General features: G+C 45.3%; 18 protein-coding genes. 10 read left to right on the plus strand and 8 right to left on the minus strand.

All coding sequences use genetic code 11. The features are described from left to right. The first annotated feature begins 78 nt into the window (after positions 1-78). From hisB to hisIE, 5 genes are read left to right on the plus strand one after another with little or no spacing between them, the layout of a single operon-like run. Positions 79-1,152, plus strand: coding sequence for a bifunctional histidinol-phosphatase/imidazoleglycerol-phosphate dehydratase HisB (gene hisB, locus Vt282_RS05310; RefSeq protein ID WP_162062757.1), 1,074 nt, complete (start codon positions 79-81; stop codon positions 1,150-1,152). 8 nt (positions 1,153-1,160) lie between these two features. Then, a complete protein-coding gene (gene hisH, locus Vt282_RS05315) occupies positions 1,161-1,775 on the plus strand; it encodes an imidazole glycerol phosphate synthase subunit HisH (protein ID WP_162062758.1) in 615 nt (204 codons plus the stop codon). A gap of 12 nt (positions 1,776-1,787) precedes the next feature. Beyond that, positions 1,788-2,525: a 1-(5-phosphoribosyl)-5-[(5-phosphoribosylamino)methylideneamino]imidazole-4-carboxamide isomerase gene (gene hisA / locus Vt282_RS05320; RefSeq protein WP_162062759.1), complete on the plus strand. Its 738-nt coding sequence runs from the start codon at positions 1,788-1,790 to the stop codon at positions 2,523-2,525. Beyond that, positions 2,507-3,292 carry an imidazole glycerol phosphate synthase subunit HisF gene (gene hisF, locus Vt282_RS05325; RefSeq protein ID WP_162062760.1) on the plus strand — a complete coding sequence of 262 codons (786 nt, stop codon included), beginning with the start codon at positions 2,507-2,509 and terminating at the stop codon, positions 3,290-3,292. The genes hisA and hisF overlap by 19 nt, the downstream gene beginning before the upstream one ends. Continuing rightward, on the plus strand, positions 3,292-3,927 hold the full coding sequence (hisIE, locus tag Vt282_RS05330) for a bifunctional phosphoribosyl-AMP cyclohydrolase/phosphoribosyl-ATP diphosphatase HisIE (protein WP_162062761.1): 636 nt from the start codon (positions 3,292-3,294) through the stop codon (positions 3,925-3,927). The genes hisF and hisIE overlap by 1 nt, the downstream gene beginning before the upstream one ends. A 78-nt stretch (positions 3,928-4,005) precedes the next feature. On the opposite strand, the gene Vt282_RS05335 is transcribed toward hisIE, so the two are convergent. Next, positions 4,006-5,208 carry a putative manganese transporter gene (locus Vt282_RS05335; protein WP_162062762.1) on the minus strand — a complete coding sequence of 401 codons (1,203 nt, stop codon included), beginning with the start codon at positions 5,206-5,208 and terminating at the stop codon, positions 4,006-4,008. A gap of 229 nt (positions 5,209-5,437) precedes the next feature. Between Vt282_RS05335 and Vt282_RS05340 the strand changes: the two genes are divergently transcribed. Next, on the plus strand, positions 5,438-6,343 hold the full coding sequence (locus Vt282_RS05340; RefSeq protein WP_162046611.1) for a manganese-dependent inorganic pyrophosphatase: 906 nt from the start codon (positions 5,438-5,440) through the stop codon (positions 6,341-6,343). A 68-nt stretch (positions 6,344-6,411) separates the two neighbouring features. Here the strand turns inward: Vt282_RS05340 and Vt282_RS05345 are convergent, their stop codons facing one another. The 7 genes from Vt282_RS05345 to pspF all read right to left on the minus strand — a co-directional run bounded on the left by Vt282_RS05345 (position 6,412) and on the right by pspF (position 13,706). Next, on the minus strand, positions 6,412-7,185 hold the full coding sequence (locus Vt282_RS05345) for a DUF2927 domain-containing protein (protein ID WP_162062763.1): 774 nt from the start codon (positions 7,183-7,185) through the stop codon (positions 6,412-6,414). Between the two features lie 11 nt (positions 7,186-7,196). Next, positions 7,197-7,982 (minus strand): peptide ABC transporter ATP-binding protein, encoded by a 786-nt coding sequence (locus tag Vt282_RS05350; protein WP_162046609.1) that lies wholly within the window; start codon positions 7,980-7,982, stop codon positions 7,197-7,199. After that, entirely contained in the window at positions 7,979-8,974 is a 996-nt protein-coding gene (locus Vt282_RS05355) for a peptide ABC transporter ATP-binding protein (RefSeq protein WP_162046608.1), read from the minus strand. The genes Vt282_RS05350 and Vt282_RS05355 overlap by 4 nt, the downstream gene beginning before the upstream one ends. Next, positions 8,974-9,861 carry a putrescine export ABC transporter permease SapC gene (gene sapC / locus Vt282_RS05360; protein ID WP_162046607.1) on the minus strand — a complete coding sequence of 296 codons (888 nt, stop codon included), beginning with the start codon at positions 9,859-9,861 and terminating at the stop codon, positions 8,974-8,976. The genes Vt282_RS05355 and sapC overlap by 1 nt, the downstream gene beginning before the upstream one ends. Then, on the minus strand, positions 9,848-10,810 hold the full coding sequence (locus Vt282_RS05365; protein WP_162046606.1) for an ABC transporter permease: 963 nt from the start codon (positions 10,808-10,810) through the stop codon (positions 9,848-9,850). Before Vt282_RS05365 ends, sapC begins: the two co-directional genes overlap by 14 nt. After that, a complete protein-coding gene (locus Vt282_RS05370; RefSeq protein ID WP_162062764.1) occupies positions 10,811-12,418 on the minus strand; it encodes an ABC transporter substrate-binding protein in 1,608 nt (535 codons plus the stop codon). Between the two features lie 292 nt (positions 12,419-12,710). Then, positions 12,711-13,706 (minus strand): phage shock protein operon transcriptional activator, encoded by a 996-nt coding sequence (gene pspF / locus Vt282_RS05375; RefSeq protein ID WP_162063685.1) that lies wholly within the window; start codon positions 13,704-13,706, stop codon positions 12,711-12,713. 191 nt (positions 13,707-13,897) lie between these two features. Between pspF and pspA the strand changes: the two genes are divergently transcribed. The 4 genes from pspA (at position 13,898) to Vt282_RS05395 (ending at position 16,504) form a co-directional block, all read left to right on the plus strand. After that, complete coding sequence (pspA, locus tag Vt282_RS05380) at positions 13,898-14,566, plus strand: phage shock protein PspA (RefSeq protein WP_162046603.1); 669 nt, start codon at positions 13,898-13,900, stop codon at positions 14,564-14,566. Between the two features lie 102 nt (positions 14,567-14,668). Beyond that, on the plus strand, positions 14,669-14,902 hold the full coding sequence (pspB, locus tag Vt282_RS05385; protein ID WP_162046602.1) for an envelope stress response membrane protein PspB: 234 nt from the start codon (positions 14,669-14,671) through the stop codon (positions 14,900-14,902). Next, a complete protein-coding gene (gene pspC, locus Vt282_RS05390; protein ID WP_162046601.1) occupies positions 14,895-15,281 on the plus strand; it encodes an envelope stress response membrane protein PspC in 387 nt (128 codons plus the stop codon). The genes pspB and pspC overlap by 8 nt, the downstream gene beginning before the upstream one ends. Positions 15,282-15,472: 191 nt before the next feature. Then, positions 15,473-16,504, plus strand: coding sequence for an efflux RND transporter periplasmic adaptor subunit (locus tag Vt282_RS05395; protein WP_162062765.1), 1,032 nt, complete (start codon positions 15,473-15,475; stop codon positions 16,502-16,504).

The raw sequence follows: 16,504 nt of genomic DNA on the forward strand, positions 1-16,504 counted from the left end.
GTCATACCAATAACCCAATATCAAAAAGTTAGCGCGCTCTGGCATCAGCGAGAGCGCAAAAATGAAAAGGATGTTCTAGTGAGCAAGCAGCAAAAAATACTTTTTATTGACCGAGATGGCACCTTAATTGTTGAGCCGCCGGTTGATTTTCAAGTTGATCGTTTGGATAAACTGAAATTAGAGCCATTTGTTATTCCAAGTTTGTTAGCCCTACAAGATGCGGGCTATCGCTTAGTGATGGTGACAAACCAAGATGGGTTGGGAACGGACAGTTATCCGCAAGCAGATTTTGATGCGCCGCATAACATGATGATGGATATCTTTACTTCACAAGGGGTGAAGTTTGATGATGTCTTAATTTGTCCGCACTTTGCCGAACAAGAATGTAGCTGTCGTAAGCCTAAATTAGGTTTGGTCAAAGAGTACCTACAAGCTGGCAAAGTGGATTTTCAGCATTCAGCAGTGATTGGTGATCGTATTACTGATTTACAGCTGGCGGAAAATATGGCGATTCGAGGTATTCAATACCACCCACAAACCATGGGTTGGCTGCAGATCTTAAAAGACTTAACCGTTCATGCTCGAGTGGCCGAAGTGGTTCGTACCACCAAAGAAACGGACATCAGAGTGCGTGTAAATTTGGATGAGCAAGGCGGCAACCAAATCTCTACTGGGCTAGGTTTCTTTGACCACATGCTCGATCAAATTGCGACTCACGGTGGTTTTCAGATGATTTGCCAAGTGGAAGGTGATTTGCACATCGATGATCACCATACTATTGAAGATACTGCTCTTGCACTTGGTCAGGCATTAAAAGACGCGCTGGGTGATAAGCGTGGAATTGGTCGCTTTGGTTTTAGTTTGCCGATGGATGAGTGCTTGGCGCAATGTGCGTTGGATTTATCAGGTCGCCCTTATTTGAAATTCGAAGCGGAATTTAGTCGTGAGCAAGTGGGCGATTTGTCGACCGAAATGGTTGAACACTTCTTCCGTTCGCTGACGGATACCCTAGCGTGCACGCTGCACTTATCTTCAAGTGGTCATAATGACCACCACATCATTGAGAGTTTGTTTAAAGCCTTTGGTCGTACGTTACGTCAAGCGATTAAGGTGGAAGGCAATGAACTTCCAAGCAGTAAAGGCGTGCTGTAGGAGGCATTATGAAGCAACAGAAAGTGGTTATTATTGATACCGGTTGTGCCAATGTTTCTTCGGTTAAGTTTGCTATTGAGCGTTTGGGCTGCGACGTGGTGGTGTCAAAAGATCCTCAAGTGGTGCTCGCCGCAGATAAACTGTTCTTACCTGGTGTGGGTACCGCCAGTGAAGCGATGAAAAACCTTGAAGAGCGCAATTTGATCGAATTAGTTCAACAAGTAGAAAAACCATTGCTTGGTATTTGCTTAGGTATGCAATTACTTGGCACCTTTTCCCAAGAAAAAGGGCAAAAAGCGGATGAGCAAGTTGAGTGCCTTGGCTTGTGTAATGGTGAAGTAAAACGGATGCAGACTGGTGATCTACCTTTGCCACACATGGGTTGGAATACGGTGAAATCTCGACCAGAGAACCCTTTGTTTAAAGGGATTGAAGAGGGTGAGTATTTCTACTTCGTGCATAGTTTTGCCATGCCGATTGGTGATTACACCATTGCAGAGTGTGAATACGGTCAGCGTTTCAGTGCCGCGGTGCAAAGTGGTAATTACTACGGAGTGCAATTTCACCCAGAGCGTTCAAGTAGCGCTGGCTCAAAACTGATTGAAAACTTTTTGAACTTATAAAGGGAATTACTCGTGATCATTCCAGCTTTAGATTTAATAGAAGGACAGGTAGTTCGCCTTTATCAAGGAGACTACGGTCAAGTAACCGAATACAAAGTCGACCCAGCCGAGCAGTTTAATCTTTACCACCAAGCAGGCGCGAATTGGTTGCACTTAGTGGATCTCACTGGCGCCAAAGATACCAGCGCTCGTCAGTTAGATTTGATCGCAAAACTGCTCGCGAGTACACCGGCCAAGATCCAAATTGGTGGAGGTGTGCGTAGCGAACAAGACGTGGTTGATCTGCTTGAAGCGGGGGCACAACGTGTGGTTGTGGGATCAACGGCAGTGAAACAACCAGAACTTGTCAAAGGATGGATGGAAAAATACGGTGCTGAGAAAATCGTATTGGCACTGGATATCAATATTGATGCCGATGGCACTCGCAAAGTGGCGATTTCTGGCTGGCAAGAAGACTCGGGTGTGACGATTGAAGCGCTTATCGACGATTATCTCACCGTTGGTCTGACCCACGTTTTATGCACTGACATCTCTCGCGATGGCACTTTGACGGGTTCTAATGTTGAGCTTTATATCGATTTATGCAAACAGTATCCACAAGTGCAATTTCAATCATCTGGCGGCATTGGTAGCCTTGCCGATATTGCAGCATTGAAAGAAACAGGCGTCGCAGGTGTGATTGTTGGTCGTGCATTACTCGATGGTAAATTCACCGCAGAGGAGGCATTTGCATGTTGGCAAAGCGAATAATTCCGTGTCTCGATGTTCGAGATGGGCAGGTGGTGAAAGGCGTTCAGTTTCGTAACCACGAAATCATTGGTGATATCGTACCGCTGGCTAAGCGTTACGCTGAAGAGGGCGCTGACGAACTGGTGTTTTACGATATTACCGCATCCAGTGATGGCCGAGTGGTCGACAAAAGTTGGGTGAAGCGTGTGGCAGAAGTGATTGATATTCCCTTCTGTGTTGCTGGTGGCATTAAGTCGGCAGAGGACGCTGCTCGCATCCTTGAGTTTGGCGCTGACAAAGTCTCGATTAACTCGCCAGCGCTTGCCAATCCTGAGCTTATCACTGAACTTGCTGATAAATTTGGTGTGCAATGTATCGTGGTTGGCATCGACTCGTACTATGACCAAGAAACAGGAAAATACCAGGTTTATCAATTCACTGGTGATGAAGCGCGCACCAAAGCGACCCAATGGCAAACTCGTGATTGGGTACAAGAAGTGCAAAAGCGTGGTGCTGGTGAAATCGTTCTTAATATGATGAACCAAGATGGAGTGCGCAACGGTTATGACATTGCGCAGCTCAATATGGTACGTGAAGTGTGCAAAGTGCCGCTGATCGCATCAGGTGGTGCCGGTGCGATGGAGCACTTTGCCGAAGCATTTGAGAAAGCCAACGTGGACGGTGCATTAGCAGCATCTGTTTTTCACAAACAAGTGATTAATATTGGCGAATTGAAACAATATCTATTGGCGCAAGGCGTTGTAGCAAGACCAGTCGAGGTGAAGTAATGAGTTTTAATGTAAATGATTTGGCGGCGCTAAATCAGCGTATCGATTGGCAAAAGGTCGATGGTTTATTGCCAGTAATCGTGCAAGATTTTCAATCAAGCCAAGTATTAATGATGGGTTATATGAACCAAGAAGCCTTGGTTAAGACGAGTGAAACAGGTCATGTGACCTTTTTCTCTCGTTCCAAGCAGCGTTTATGGACCAAAGGGGAAACCTCAGGCAATGTGCTAAATTTGGTTAATGCCGCCCTTGATTGTGACAATGACACGCTATTAGTAAAAGTGAATCCAGTTGGCCCTACTTGCCACACAGGGACCACAACTTGTTGGGATGCGGATAAGCAAGAAGAGACTCAATTGGTGTGGCTTCATCAGTTGGAGCAACTTTTGGCTGCGCGTAAGGATGCCGATCCGAATTCTTCCTACACTGCCAGTCTCTATGCCCGTGGCACCAAGCGTATTTCGCAAAAAGTCGGCGAAGAGGGCGTTGAAGTCGCGCTTGCGGCAACGTCGGGTGATAAGGCGGAATTAGTGTGCGAATCAGCAGATTTGATTTATCACTTATTGGTGCTGTTACAAGACCAAGGTTTGTCGTTAAACGATGTGATCAACAAACTGAAAGAACGCCATAAATAGCCATTATTTAACTATAAAGCCCAGCAATGCTGGGCTTTTTAAATTGTGCGTTCTTATCATTCTCCGCTCTTGAGGTTTTCACACCTCAAACAAGAAATAGAACCCATAGCCGACAATGAGAGCCGGAATAGCAGAGTAAATGGTCGCGACCAACGCCGCTTTGGGTGCTAATGCAATCGCAGGGAAGAGAGCATCACCATCATTTGAAATTGAGTTCGCCAGCTGTGCAGAAAGTGGGGCTGCTCCCGAGATATAAAGGCTGGTAACGAGTATTTGTGGACCACAACCAGGCAACATACCAACCAATAACCCCATCAGTGGCATATAGGCCCCCCAACCAGAGAATATCAGTGGCAAGTCAAGATGGCCGAAGTAGGCGACGAGCTCGAAAGCCATAAAGGCAACAATGACCCAAGCGGTGACGAAGTTGGTGTCTTGTGCGGCTTTTTGTAGTGGGTGCGAAGAGACACATTTTGCATCCTCTGAGACAGTCGATTCGTAATCTTTGATCTCTTTCGTCATTGCCCATAAAAGCATACTGACGATGATCAAAATGGTACCTGTCCATTCAATACTCATTTCAGGAAGGTGGAACAGTTGGTTGATATCAACTTGAAACGATCCTAATGCGGCGATGATGGTTGCGGGTACAATCAACCACTGCCAAAACGCGCCTTGGAGGTTGATTGCTTTGCGCTCAAATGCATTGGCATTGTTAGAGTTACAACCTGCTATTGGTAACGCCTGCTGTAATTCAGGGCGCAAAAAGTCATCCTTATGAATAGCATTGACGAGCCATCCAGATAAACAACCAACGACAATTCCGACTCCGATAACGAATACACCAATATCCGGTTTACTCGCGAGCAGTAAAAATGCGGCATCTCCCATGGTCGAGGTGAGCACTGCGACGATCGCACCAAAACCAACGCGGCCGCTAACAAATTGTGTTGTGACGATAATCGCGCCACCACAACCCGGTAACGCGCCTAAAAGCGCAGAAAAGAAGACTTGGTAATTGCGTGAGCGATGAAAGAGCGTTACCACTTTATTCTGTTTACTGATCAAACGGGATAAATAGTGGTAGATAGCTAAAGTGAATGCCACGTAACAAGAGACAGCCCAAAAAGCGTCAGAAAGCGTGTTGACCGTTACTTCTCTTGTCACTGGGCTTGCTATCAGAGCAATTAAGGTCACGGGTAGCAGTAGACGTTTATAAGCCAGATCAAACTGACTAAACGTAAACAGATTTGAAAACTTGGTCGATAGTGTAGAGTTCATATTGCCATCTCGATGATAACGATTCTCATTATTAATATATGCAATGAGAATTATTTGCAACAAAAATAATTATGATTATTTTCTTTACTAACCAATGGCTGAAACCGATGACAAATGACAAAAATCAGGTAAAGTATCGGCTTTCATAAGTAAGTAGCCAAACCTTGACGCTAAGTGTCTAACACCTGCTTTAAGTATGGCACGCAATAAGACTTAAATAGGAAGAGCAATGATTCTAGTTGTAGGTCACAAGAACCCTGATAGTGATAGTATCTGTAGTGCAATCGTAGCAACTGAGCTACTTAAAGCACGCGGTGTTGAAGCAATGCCAATTCGCCAAGGTGAAATCAACCGCGAAACTCAACACATTCTAGAAGTAGCAGGCGCACAAGCTCCTGAACTACGTACTTCTGTAGCTGGTGAGCAAATCTGGCTAGTGGACTACTCAGATCTAGCGCAAGCACCAGATGACGTGGCTGAAGCAGAAATCCTAGGTATCGTTGACCACCACCGTCTAGGTGATGTGATGACTGTAAACCCAATGGAAGCTTGGATCTGGCCTGTTGGCTGTACAAACACTGTACTATTCAACATGTTCAAGATTGAAGGTCATGAGATCACACCACAAATCGCTAAGCTAATGATGTCAGCAATTCTTTCTGATACGGTTGGCTTTGCATCTCCTACTTGTACACAAAAAGACAAAGACGCAGTAGCAGAGCTTGCTGCAATTGCTGATGTACAAGACGTAGACGCATTTATCAAAGATCTACTGATCGCTAAGACAGACATCGAAGGTCTATCTGCTGCTGATCTAGTTGAGAAAGACCTGAAAGGTTACCCATTCAACGGCCGTGACGTAGTCGTTGGTCAAGTTGAGCTAGCAACTCTAGAGCAAGTTGCAGAGATGATCGAAGCACTAGAAGCGGATCTAGAGCGTCGTTGTATCGAAGAAAACCTAGCGTTTGCAGCAGTAATGCTAACTGACATCACAACAGCACAAACTCGTCTTCTACACAAAGGTGAGTGGTCTGAGAAACTTCTTAAACATGAAGTTGAAGGCATGCTAATGATGGAAAACACGCTAAGCCGTAAAAAACAAGGCTGGCCTTGGCTACAAAACGAACTGGCTTAATTGTGGTTTGTAAGTAGTACATTGGTTCCAAAACCCATCCTCGGATGGGTTTTTTATTGCCACTACGGTTACCGAAGTAATTGATGCAGGGGAGCTGAACGAGCCAAAGATACCGCTTCAGCTAACATTCCTTGTTGTTGATATCGAACAAGTAGTTTGTCCAACTGTTCAGTGACTTGAGCTTTATTCATACCACTTCGCATTTCAGGTTCATAGAGAAGCTTGAGCAAAATAACATCGAGTGGTGATAGCAAATCGTCTGGTGTTTGATCGTTAAATATCGATGGATAGGCGAGTTCTGAATCATTAGGTAGCCCTAACACTTGAGTGATTTCTTCTACCACACAAGCTAACAGTTTGCCGTGAGTGCGGCTTTGGTCGACTGGGATAATAACGCTGGCTTTGATGATTTGACTATCTTGTACAGAGACTCGATATCCAGCTTTGCAGATAGCCCCCCGAATATGCTTTAGTGCATGAGGCCCAATTTCACGTTTGATATCTTGTCGCCACAAAGATTCTTTTGTGTAGATCCAGATGACGTTTGCTTGTTCCCGCTTTGAAACGCGTTCGATGGGATGACTGGTGATTTGGCGTAAATGTTCGATATGAGCATTAGTGAGTTGTTCATGGAGTTCAATATCACCAACGCGATGTTCGACCCATATTTTGATGGGTTGATGCCATTTAACGAGAGGTTTGTCACCACTAGAGTATTCATTTTTCAGCGCTACCTCGAGGAAGGCTCGCTTGACAAACTCTGGCTCTAGCCACGTTTGCCGAACTGCAAATGCGTGGCTAGAAATGAGCAATGAGAGAACTAAACAGGCGATCCTTGCCATTGTTATCGTCCTTACTTGAAATTAGGCGCCTTATTAAAGTGGCTCTCAATCAAGCGCTGGGTAATCGGGCTTTGTGGGTCGCTCAATACTTTATGTGTATCTCCCGCTTCCACTACAGCGCCTTCGTGCATCACCATCACTTTGTCAGTAATGTGTTTCACGGTGCCGATATGCTGAGTTACGTACACAAATGACACGCCCATCTCTTCTTGCAGTTCGAGGAACAAGTTGATGATCTGTGAGCGCATAGCCATATCGAGACCATTGAGCGCTTCGTCAGCAACAATGATTGACGGTTGTAGAATCAATGCTCGAGCGAGACAGACACGCTGTTTTTGACCCGTTGCTAGCATTTGTGGGTAAAAATACGCGTGTTCAGGTAGTAAGCCAACACGCAGCAGCGTGTCTTTTACCCGTTTGAGACGCGCTTCCGGAGACATATTGGTATTACGTTTTAGTGGACCTTCTAAAATTTTACCAATTTGTATTTTCGGGTTAAGTGATGTGTTGGGATCTTGGAAAATCATACGAATCAGCTTACAGCGAGTCGAATAATCTTTGTGTTCCAATAAGTCACCATTGACGCGAATCTCGCCAGACGTTGGCTCAACCATGCCTGCCAACATGCGAGCAAGAGTTGATTTACCTGAACCATTCTGACCGATAAAGCCAATAGTTTGCCCGGCTTCAAGCGTAAAACTGACCGGCTGAACCGCAACGTGTTCTTTTTTACGAATCAGCCCTGGTCGACTGATAAACACCTTCGAGAGGTTGGTGACTTCTAATAATGCACTCATGCTTTCTTCTCCGTATTGAGTGGGAAGTGGCATGCGTATTTATGGTTCTTAACACGGATAGGCATTGGGATCTCGACACATTGACGTTGTGCGTATGGGCAACGAGGGCCAAGGCGACAACCAATCGGTAAATGTTGCAGTGGAGGAATCGTGCCAGGTAGCGAATGTAATTTTTGCTTGTGCGGAATCCACTCTGCAAAATCTGGCATCGCTTTTAGCAGTGCAGCGGTATAAGGATGCTTAGGTTTTTCTAAGATCTTATCGGTATCCGCGGATTCAACTGATTGACCACAATACATGACCGTAATTCGAGTCGCCCATTGGGTGATAGTGGTCAAGTCATGGCCAATTAACAAAATACTGGTGTTATGTATTTGGTTCATGCGGCTCAGTAGACGCAGGATTTGTGATTGCGTGATCGGGTCCAAATCGTTGGTTGGTTCATCGGCGATCAGCAATTTTGGCTTGGCGGCAATGGCCATCGCAATCATGACTTTTTGGCACTCACCGTCGGTGAGTTCATACGGGTAACTGCTCATGATTTGGCGGTGGTTTTTGATACCAACTTTGTGTAGTAGGGCAATCGCTTGTTTACGACGCCAATGGAAACGTTGCCACCATTTACCTTCAAATGCTCGTGATGGGATTGATTCAATAAGCTGTTTACCCACCCCTTCAGAAGGGTCCAAACAGGTTGACGGTTCTTGGAAGATCATTGCGATATCGCGAGCGATTACGCGGCGGCGTTCACGAGGTGTTAACTGTAGTAAGTCGATATTGCCAAGGCGCATACGGTCAGCGGTGACCGTCCAGTTGTCTTTACAAACGCCAACGATCGCTTTGGCAACTAAGCTTTTACCTGAGCCTGATTCGCCCACGAGGCCACGAATTTCACCTTCGGTCAAAGTCATACTCATGCGGTCAACGGCTTTCACGCGACCTTGCGGTGTTTCGATCTCAATTGTGAGGTGTCGAATATCTAATAACGGCATTATTCTACCCCTGCATTAAGAGCTTGGCGTACGCCTTCACCCACTAAGTTTACAACCACAACGGTAAACATAATCGCCAAACCAGGCAGTGTTACTGTCCAAGGAGCAAGGTAGATCAGCTCTACCGAGTCTCCAAGCATCGTGCCCCATTCAGAACTAGGTGCTTGAGCACCTAGCCCCAAGAAACCAAGTGCTGTGATATCGAGAATCGCGATAGAAAGCGCGAGCGTAAACTCGACAGCAAACACGACTAGAACGTTAGGTAAAATGGAATTCCAAAGCAGGTAAATGTTATTCGCACCATCAAGACGCGAGGCGAGGATGTAATCTTTCTCAACTTCATTGTGTACAGCGATATAGATCGAGCGAATAAAACGCGGGATCAACGCGATACAAATGGCCAACAGAACGTTGAACTCCCCGAACCCTAAGAAAGCGACAAAAATGATCGCCAGTAGCAGTGAAGGGATCGACATCACTGTATCGAGTAGGTGGTTTAGAACACTAGAAAGCAGACCTTTGGTCATCCCTGCAAGTGTACCGATAGCACAACCAATCGTTGCCGCGACGAGAGTGATAAGCAGTGCAGCACCAAAGGTGGGTTGAGTGCCAACCAGTAAGCGAGACAGAATATCGCGGCCTAAATCGTCAGTACCAAGAAAATACTCAACAGTGCCTGCAGGGCTCCATGATGGTGGAAGCAGTAGCTCTCCGGTTTGCATTTGAGGATCGTGTGGAGTAATCCAAGGAGCGATGAGGGTAATAATGGCAATGATGATCAGACACCAAAGTCCAAACATTGCCAAACTGTTCGCTCTATAACTGCGCCAAAACCGCTCGAATTGAGTTGGGATGCGCTCTTCTTGATAAATATTATCGGTTAGCATACCACTCTTTCCTTACTAGCGGGTTGATCATGGCGCCAATCAAGTCAGACAAAATATTGGCAGTGAGTACAAGGGTGGCAACAACGATAACGCCAGCTTGAATCGAAACGTAATCTTGATTTGATAATGCATCGAGCAGCCAGCGGCCAATGCCAGGCCAGTTAAAGATGGATTCAGTAACAATGGTTAAGGTCAACATACTTGATAGCTGAACACCAATCTTAGGAATAATCGGCGGAATCGCATTGCGCAGTACGTGCTGCATAACGATCTCACGAGTAGAGAGACCTTTAATGCGCGCGGCACGAATGTAGTTTTTGCTCATTACTTCAGATACTGAGGAGCGCATCAAGCCGATAACTTGTGTGGTCGGTGCCAGCGCCAGTACGATACAAGGCAAAATTAGATGATCAATCACACTTTGCAGAGCGTGGGCGCGTTGTGGGCCTTGCATTAAAAATGCGTCAACCAGAGCAAACCCAGTGACATGGTCGATTTCATACAGCAGATCGTAGCGACCCGCGACAGGAAATACCTGATAGTGAAGTGAAAAGACCATGATCATGAGTAGGGCGACCCAAAATATCGGCGCTGAGTAGCCTGACATTGAGGTAAACGAAATGATGGTGTCTACCCACTTACCTTGTCGCATCCCAGCTAAAGTGCCAATAGGAATGCCAATTAAGAGCGAAATTAAGAACGCGATTAATACCAATTCTAACGTGGCAGGAAAAACCGCTCTCAATTCAGTAATAATCGGTACGCCGGCTTTATTGACGCCAAAATTAAGATGGAGAAGTTCTCCGAGATAGTGTAACCAACCCGCGCCAAATGGTTGCATTGCCCAATGTGAGTTTGGATCTAAACGAAGTAAGCTGTAACCCACCAAAGTGAGGATCAGCAGAGTGATGATAAATAAGTTCAGTCGACGAAGCGAGTAGAGAAACATCTAGCGAACCCTCTCTACATTATCGAATGGCTGAGCATTGAATGGGCTCATTTTAAAACCTTCTAACGAACTATCATGGGCTTGGAACTGCATTCCGTGATTTAAAGGGATCACGGGAAACTCTGAATTCAGGATATTTTGTGCTTGTTTGTATAAATTAATTCGATAGCGTGGCGTTTCAACTTCTAATGCTAAATCAAGCAAGAAGTCGAAATCCGGGTCACACCAGCTCGACATATTAAGGCCTACTCGCTCAGAATCACAAGAAAGTAGGGGACGTAAGAAGTTATCCGGTTCACCCGTATCTGCAATCCAGCCAGTAAGGTACAAATCGATCTCATGCTCGTGACCAGATAAGCGATCATCGGTGAGCAAGTTTAGAGTTATCCCTATTTCAGCAAGATTGGCTTGAATTAATTCGGCGGTTTTCAATGGACTTGGGTTATATGATCGTGGTTCAAGAGGCACCAACATGTTTAGCGTTAGGCCGTCAGCAAACCCAGCTTCACGAAGTAAAGCAATGGCGTAATTGCGATCATAACGAACTTGAACGGTGTCACCATTATACGCCCAAGAATTTTCCGGTAGCACTGAGTATGCGTTGCTCCCCGTGCCATAGTAAACCGAATCAAGAATATTCTTGCGATTGATAGCATGGTTCAATGCGCGACGCACTCGGACATCACTCAAGGCAGGATGTTCAGTATCTACTGCGATATAAGAGATATTCATTGCGGGCTTGACGGTGAGTGTTAGTTCCTCGTGAGCCTCGATGGTAGGAATTTGGCTTGAGCGCGGCGAGGTGAGTACATCACATTCGTTGCGCAGTAGCTTAGCCAGTGTACCTGTACCTCGATGGGAAATATCGAACACCACCTGACGCATTATCGCTGCCCCAGCCCAATAGTGATCGTGGCGTTTTAGGCGGACCAAGTCATTCACTTGATAGTCGTCCAAATAAAACGGTCCAGTTCCGACTGGATGGCTATCGATGCGTTGAAGCTCATCACTAAGCAACAATTGATTGGCGTATTCTTTTGAGTGAATGACCGCATGGCTCGTGGCGATATTGGATAGAAAGCTGTTGTGTGGTTTGTTCAGCACAAACTTGACTGTTTCATCATCCAGCGCAATCACGTCAGCAATGAGGTTTTGAAAATCTATACCGCTAAACCAAGGGTAACGACCGCCACCAACCATGTGAAAAGGATGTGATGGGTCGACAATTCGACGGAAACTGAATACGACGTCTTGAGCATTTAACGGGCGAGAAGGTGTAAACCAAGGCGTAGTTTGAAAAGAAACGTTTTGCTTCAGTTTGAAAATATACTCAGTGCCACTGTCATTCACTTCCCAGCTTTCCGCAATACTTGGTTGTGGCTGATAAGTGGTTGAATCTAAGGTTAAAAGTGTATCAAACAGCTGTGAGCTTAATGTTTCAGAGGTAATACCGCTGTCCACCAACTGAGGGTTAAAGGTCGAAGGGCCTGCTTGCCCACAAAATACGAACCCGGTTTGGCGTGCTTTCTCGTGACTGATTTCTTCTCCACATCCGACTAAAAAACCGGCAGCGAAGAAGCTAATTGTCAATTGTATGAATGCTTTCATATGATCTAGCGTTTATAGCGCAATGGAACCTTTAATTATGCCTTAATGAAGTCGAGATTGACTACTAATTGTTGATACTCAGCACGTTATTCTCAAAGCAAATTTACATTTTTTGAGGATTAGTAAGCATATTGTTGATGTGAGAGTGCGTTATGTAAACAAACTCGGCGCTTTTGCTTGAGGCCTTTTTATCTTCCTCGTTTAAATTAAGCTTGAAAGATAAACGAGTCCTACTAGCAAACTCGTTTTTCGACTCAGATTTTCATGGCAACGATAGGTCTTGCTTGGATGGTTACGATGACTTTTCTCTGCCTAGTTTGTACTTACGCACCATCCCCCTTAATTGGTGGTAGCTCAAACCAAGTAACTCTGCGGCTTTACGTTGATTGAATTGACTCTCTTTGAGCACTGCTTTGAGCAATTCCTGATCTTGTATTTCTTGCCACTCTTTGTAATCAAGCGGAAAGCTAAAGTCGCGTTGAGACTGGTTTGTCTCGGTATCTTCATCTACTTCATTTAAAGTGTGGCGTGCAAATGGGTCGAACACAAGTTCGTCAATAGGTTGATCAAGCTCACCATGCTGATAAACCGCTCGTTCAACCACATTTTTTAGTTCACGGACATTACCTGGCCAAGCATAGGTTTGCAGTGCTTGTTGAGCAGCGCGACTGAAACCAACAAAATACTCAAAGCCTAGTTCGCGACACATTTTGATGGCGTAATATTCCGCTAATAACAGAATATCTTCTTGTCTTTCGCGCAGTGGCGGCAAATGAATAACATCAAAGGCGAGTCGGTCGAGCAAGTCCGGACGAAACAAGCCTTGCGCTGCCATTTGGGGTAGATCGGCATTGGTTGCGCAAATTAATCGAACATTGGCATTGAGAAGGTCGTGCCCACCTACGCGTTCATATTGTCCATACTCGATCACTCGAAGGAGTTTTTCTTGCACCAGTAGCGGCGCGGTGGCCAATTCGTCGAGAAATAAGGTGCCGTTTTCTGCGCGTTCAAAGCGACCTTTATGGCGGCCTTTTGAACCAGTAAACGCGCCCGATTCATGACCAAATAGTTCGGAGTCAATCAGACCTTCACTGAGTGTTGAGCAGTTGAGTGAAATAAGCGGTTGGTCCCAGCGTTTGGACAAGTAATGTAAACGCTGAGCAATCAACTCTTTACCTGTACCACGCTCGCCAATAATCAGAACTGGTCGTTCAATGGTGGCCAGTTTAGAGACTTTGTCTAACACAGAAAGGAAAGCGGGAGATTCCCCAATCAGGTTTTGTTTCATCAATCTATAACTCGAGCATAGTGGTAAATTTTACCCATAGTTGGCGAAAATCATCATTCACTCAAGTAATAATTTCTGGTTTGATTATTATGTTATTGATATTTAATAACTTAAATATTGGCACGAGATTTGATTGCTCTATCGGATAACAGAGTAAACAAATCGCAATAATGAAACATAAGGAGCGTTCTATGGGTATTTTTTCTCGTTTCGCCGATATTGTAAATTCGAACATCAGTGCACTGCTGGATAAAGCGGAAGATCCAGAAAAAATGATCCGTCTTATTATTCAAGAGATGGAAGATACATTAGTTGAAGTACGCACCAATTCAGCTAAAGCGATTGCTGACAAAAAAGAGCTAGCTCGTAAAGTTGAGGCGATTGAGGATCAAGTAAAAGAGTGGCAGCAGAAAGCAACGCTGGCATTAACCAAGCAAAGAGAAGATTTGGCACGTGCTGCACTGATTGAAAAGCAAAAGTTGCAAGACGTACTAAAAGGTTTGCATACTGAGCAAACGTTGGTTGAAGAAACGATTGACAAATTGACCGGTGAAATCGGTAAACTTGAGAGTAAGATTACTGAGACACGCGCAAAGCAACAAGCACTAGCGATTCGCAGTCAAACCGCATCAAATCGTCGTGATGTTCAACGTCATCTGCATACGGCACGCACTAGCGAAGCAATGGCGAAGTTCGACCAATACTCTCGCAAAATTGACGAACTAGAAGCGGAAGCGGATCTGTATGCCAAAACCGGCCAAGGTAAATCACTTGAGCAAGAGTTTGCTGAACTTCAAGCACAAGATGAAATTGAGCAAGAGCTGGCGAAACTAAAGCAGCAAATGGAAGAGAAAAAGTAATCCAATATGAATAATGAAGTCTCATGGCTTATGGATTACGTTGTGATTAAGGTTCTGGCAGGCAAACTGTCTGTCGGTAACCTCTATATTTAGGAGTTACTTATGTCTTCATTTTGGATTGCAGGACCACTGATCGTTTTCCTGATTTTCGTGGCTCCACTTTGGCTCATCCTGCATTATCGCAGTAAGAAAAAAACCAGCAGCGGTCTTTCACAAGAAGATTATCAACGTTTGCAGGTGTTATCAGAACGTGCCGAATCGATGCAAAAACGTGTCGATACGTTAGAGCGAATTTTGGATGCAGAATCGCCTAGTTGGAGGCGCAATTATGAGTAAAGAACTCTACCGTGATACGGTCAATGGAAAGTTAACCGGCGTCTGTGCAGGTCTTGCGAACTATATTGGTGCCGAAGTTTGGCTAGTGCGTATTCTGGTTATTTCAGCGGCACTGCTTGGCGGGTCGTTTTTAGTATTATTGATCTATATCGCTTTGACGCTGATGTTAGAGAAGCAACCCGCCAACTACGTTGAGCAATTGAGAGCAAAACAAGAGCACAAGTTGAAAGATAAGCCTTGGCAGTCAGGGCAATCACCAGAGCAACTATTGGCGACGCTGGATAATGACTTTAGTGTTCTGGAAACCAAACTACGCCGAATGGAAGCGTATGTGACGTCAGATACATTCAAAGTCAACCGCGAATTCAACAAGCTGTAGCGAACCCTTAAAGAAAAAGCGATAGCAGAACGCATATCGTAAACCAATGATATCTTGAGAGGTTGTCTGGCCTCTCAAGTGATTAATTTTATTACTGAAACTATCCTCTCTGATTGGCACTATCTAAATCGATCATCTATGTTTTGTTAAAGGCTGGTGAAAAGTCTCGCAATACAAATGGATGATTGATTATGCTCAAATTCTTTTCTTTCCTTGCTTTCACGCTGGTAGTGACTGGCTGTGGTAAGGATCTTCCTCCTGTACCTGAACCAGAATCTCGTCCCGCCAAATTGTTCACGGTTACTGTTGGTAACTCAGCATTTGAACGCCGCTTTCCTGCCACAACCGAAGCGGGTGATAGGGCCGTATTAGCGTTTCGTGTTCCCGGACTTTTACAAACGATTGATGTGGTGGCTGGGCAGTCTGTTGTGAAAGGCCAAGTGTTAGCAACACTTAACCCAGATGAGTATGAGTTGCTCGCGCAACAAGCCCAAGCTCAATATCGACTCGCTGACGTGCAGTATCAACGGAGTAAAAAACTTCGCAGAGATGCCGTTGTGTCGGAGCAGGATTTTGATGAAGCGAAAGCCAATCGCAATTCAGCGAAGGCGTATTTAGATCAAGCGAACGCTAATTTGCGTTATACCCGTTTGGTTGCTCCCTATGATGGCACCATCTCTCTCGTTCCCGCAGAAAACCATGAGTACATTGCAGCGAAAGCGGGCGTAATGAATATCCAAACCAATAGCTTAATGAAGGTTTTTTTCCAGTTGCCAGATGGATTATTAGGGCGTTTTTCTACTGGAGCGAACCCTGAAGCCTACATGCTGTTTGACGCGTTCCCCGGCAATACATACCCACTTACTTTTCAAGAGATAGACACTGAAGCGGATCCCAAAACAGGCTCTTATAAAGTGACGATGGTGATGGAGAGGCCAGAGAACACCGGTATTTTGCCAGGTATGTCTGGCACGGTTCGAGTCGTTGCAGCCTCTTCGACAGCGACCCGAATTCCTTCGTCCGCCTTGTTTGATGAAAACGGTAAAACATGCGTTTGGCGCGTCAACGATCAGGGTATCGTTGAAAAGGCGGCGGTAGAGCTCAACGACAAACAACAAGTGGTCTCTGGACTTAATGATGGGGATAAGATCGTGATGTCTGGGGTCAGTGGTATCACACCAGGGATTAAAGTACGCGAATGGATCAAAGAGCGGGGGCTGTAG

This window comes from Vibrio taketomensis, from assembly GCF_009938165.1.
Lineage (GTDB): Bacteria > Pseudomonadota > Gammaproteobacteria > Enterobacterales > Vibrionaceae > Vibrio > Vibrio taketomensis.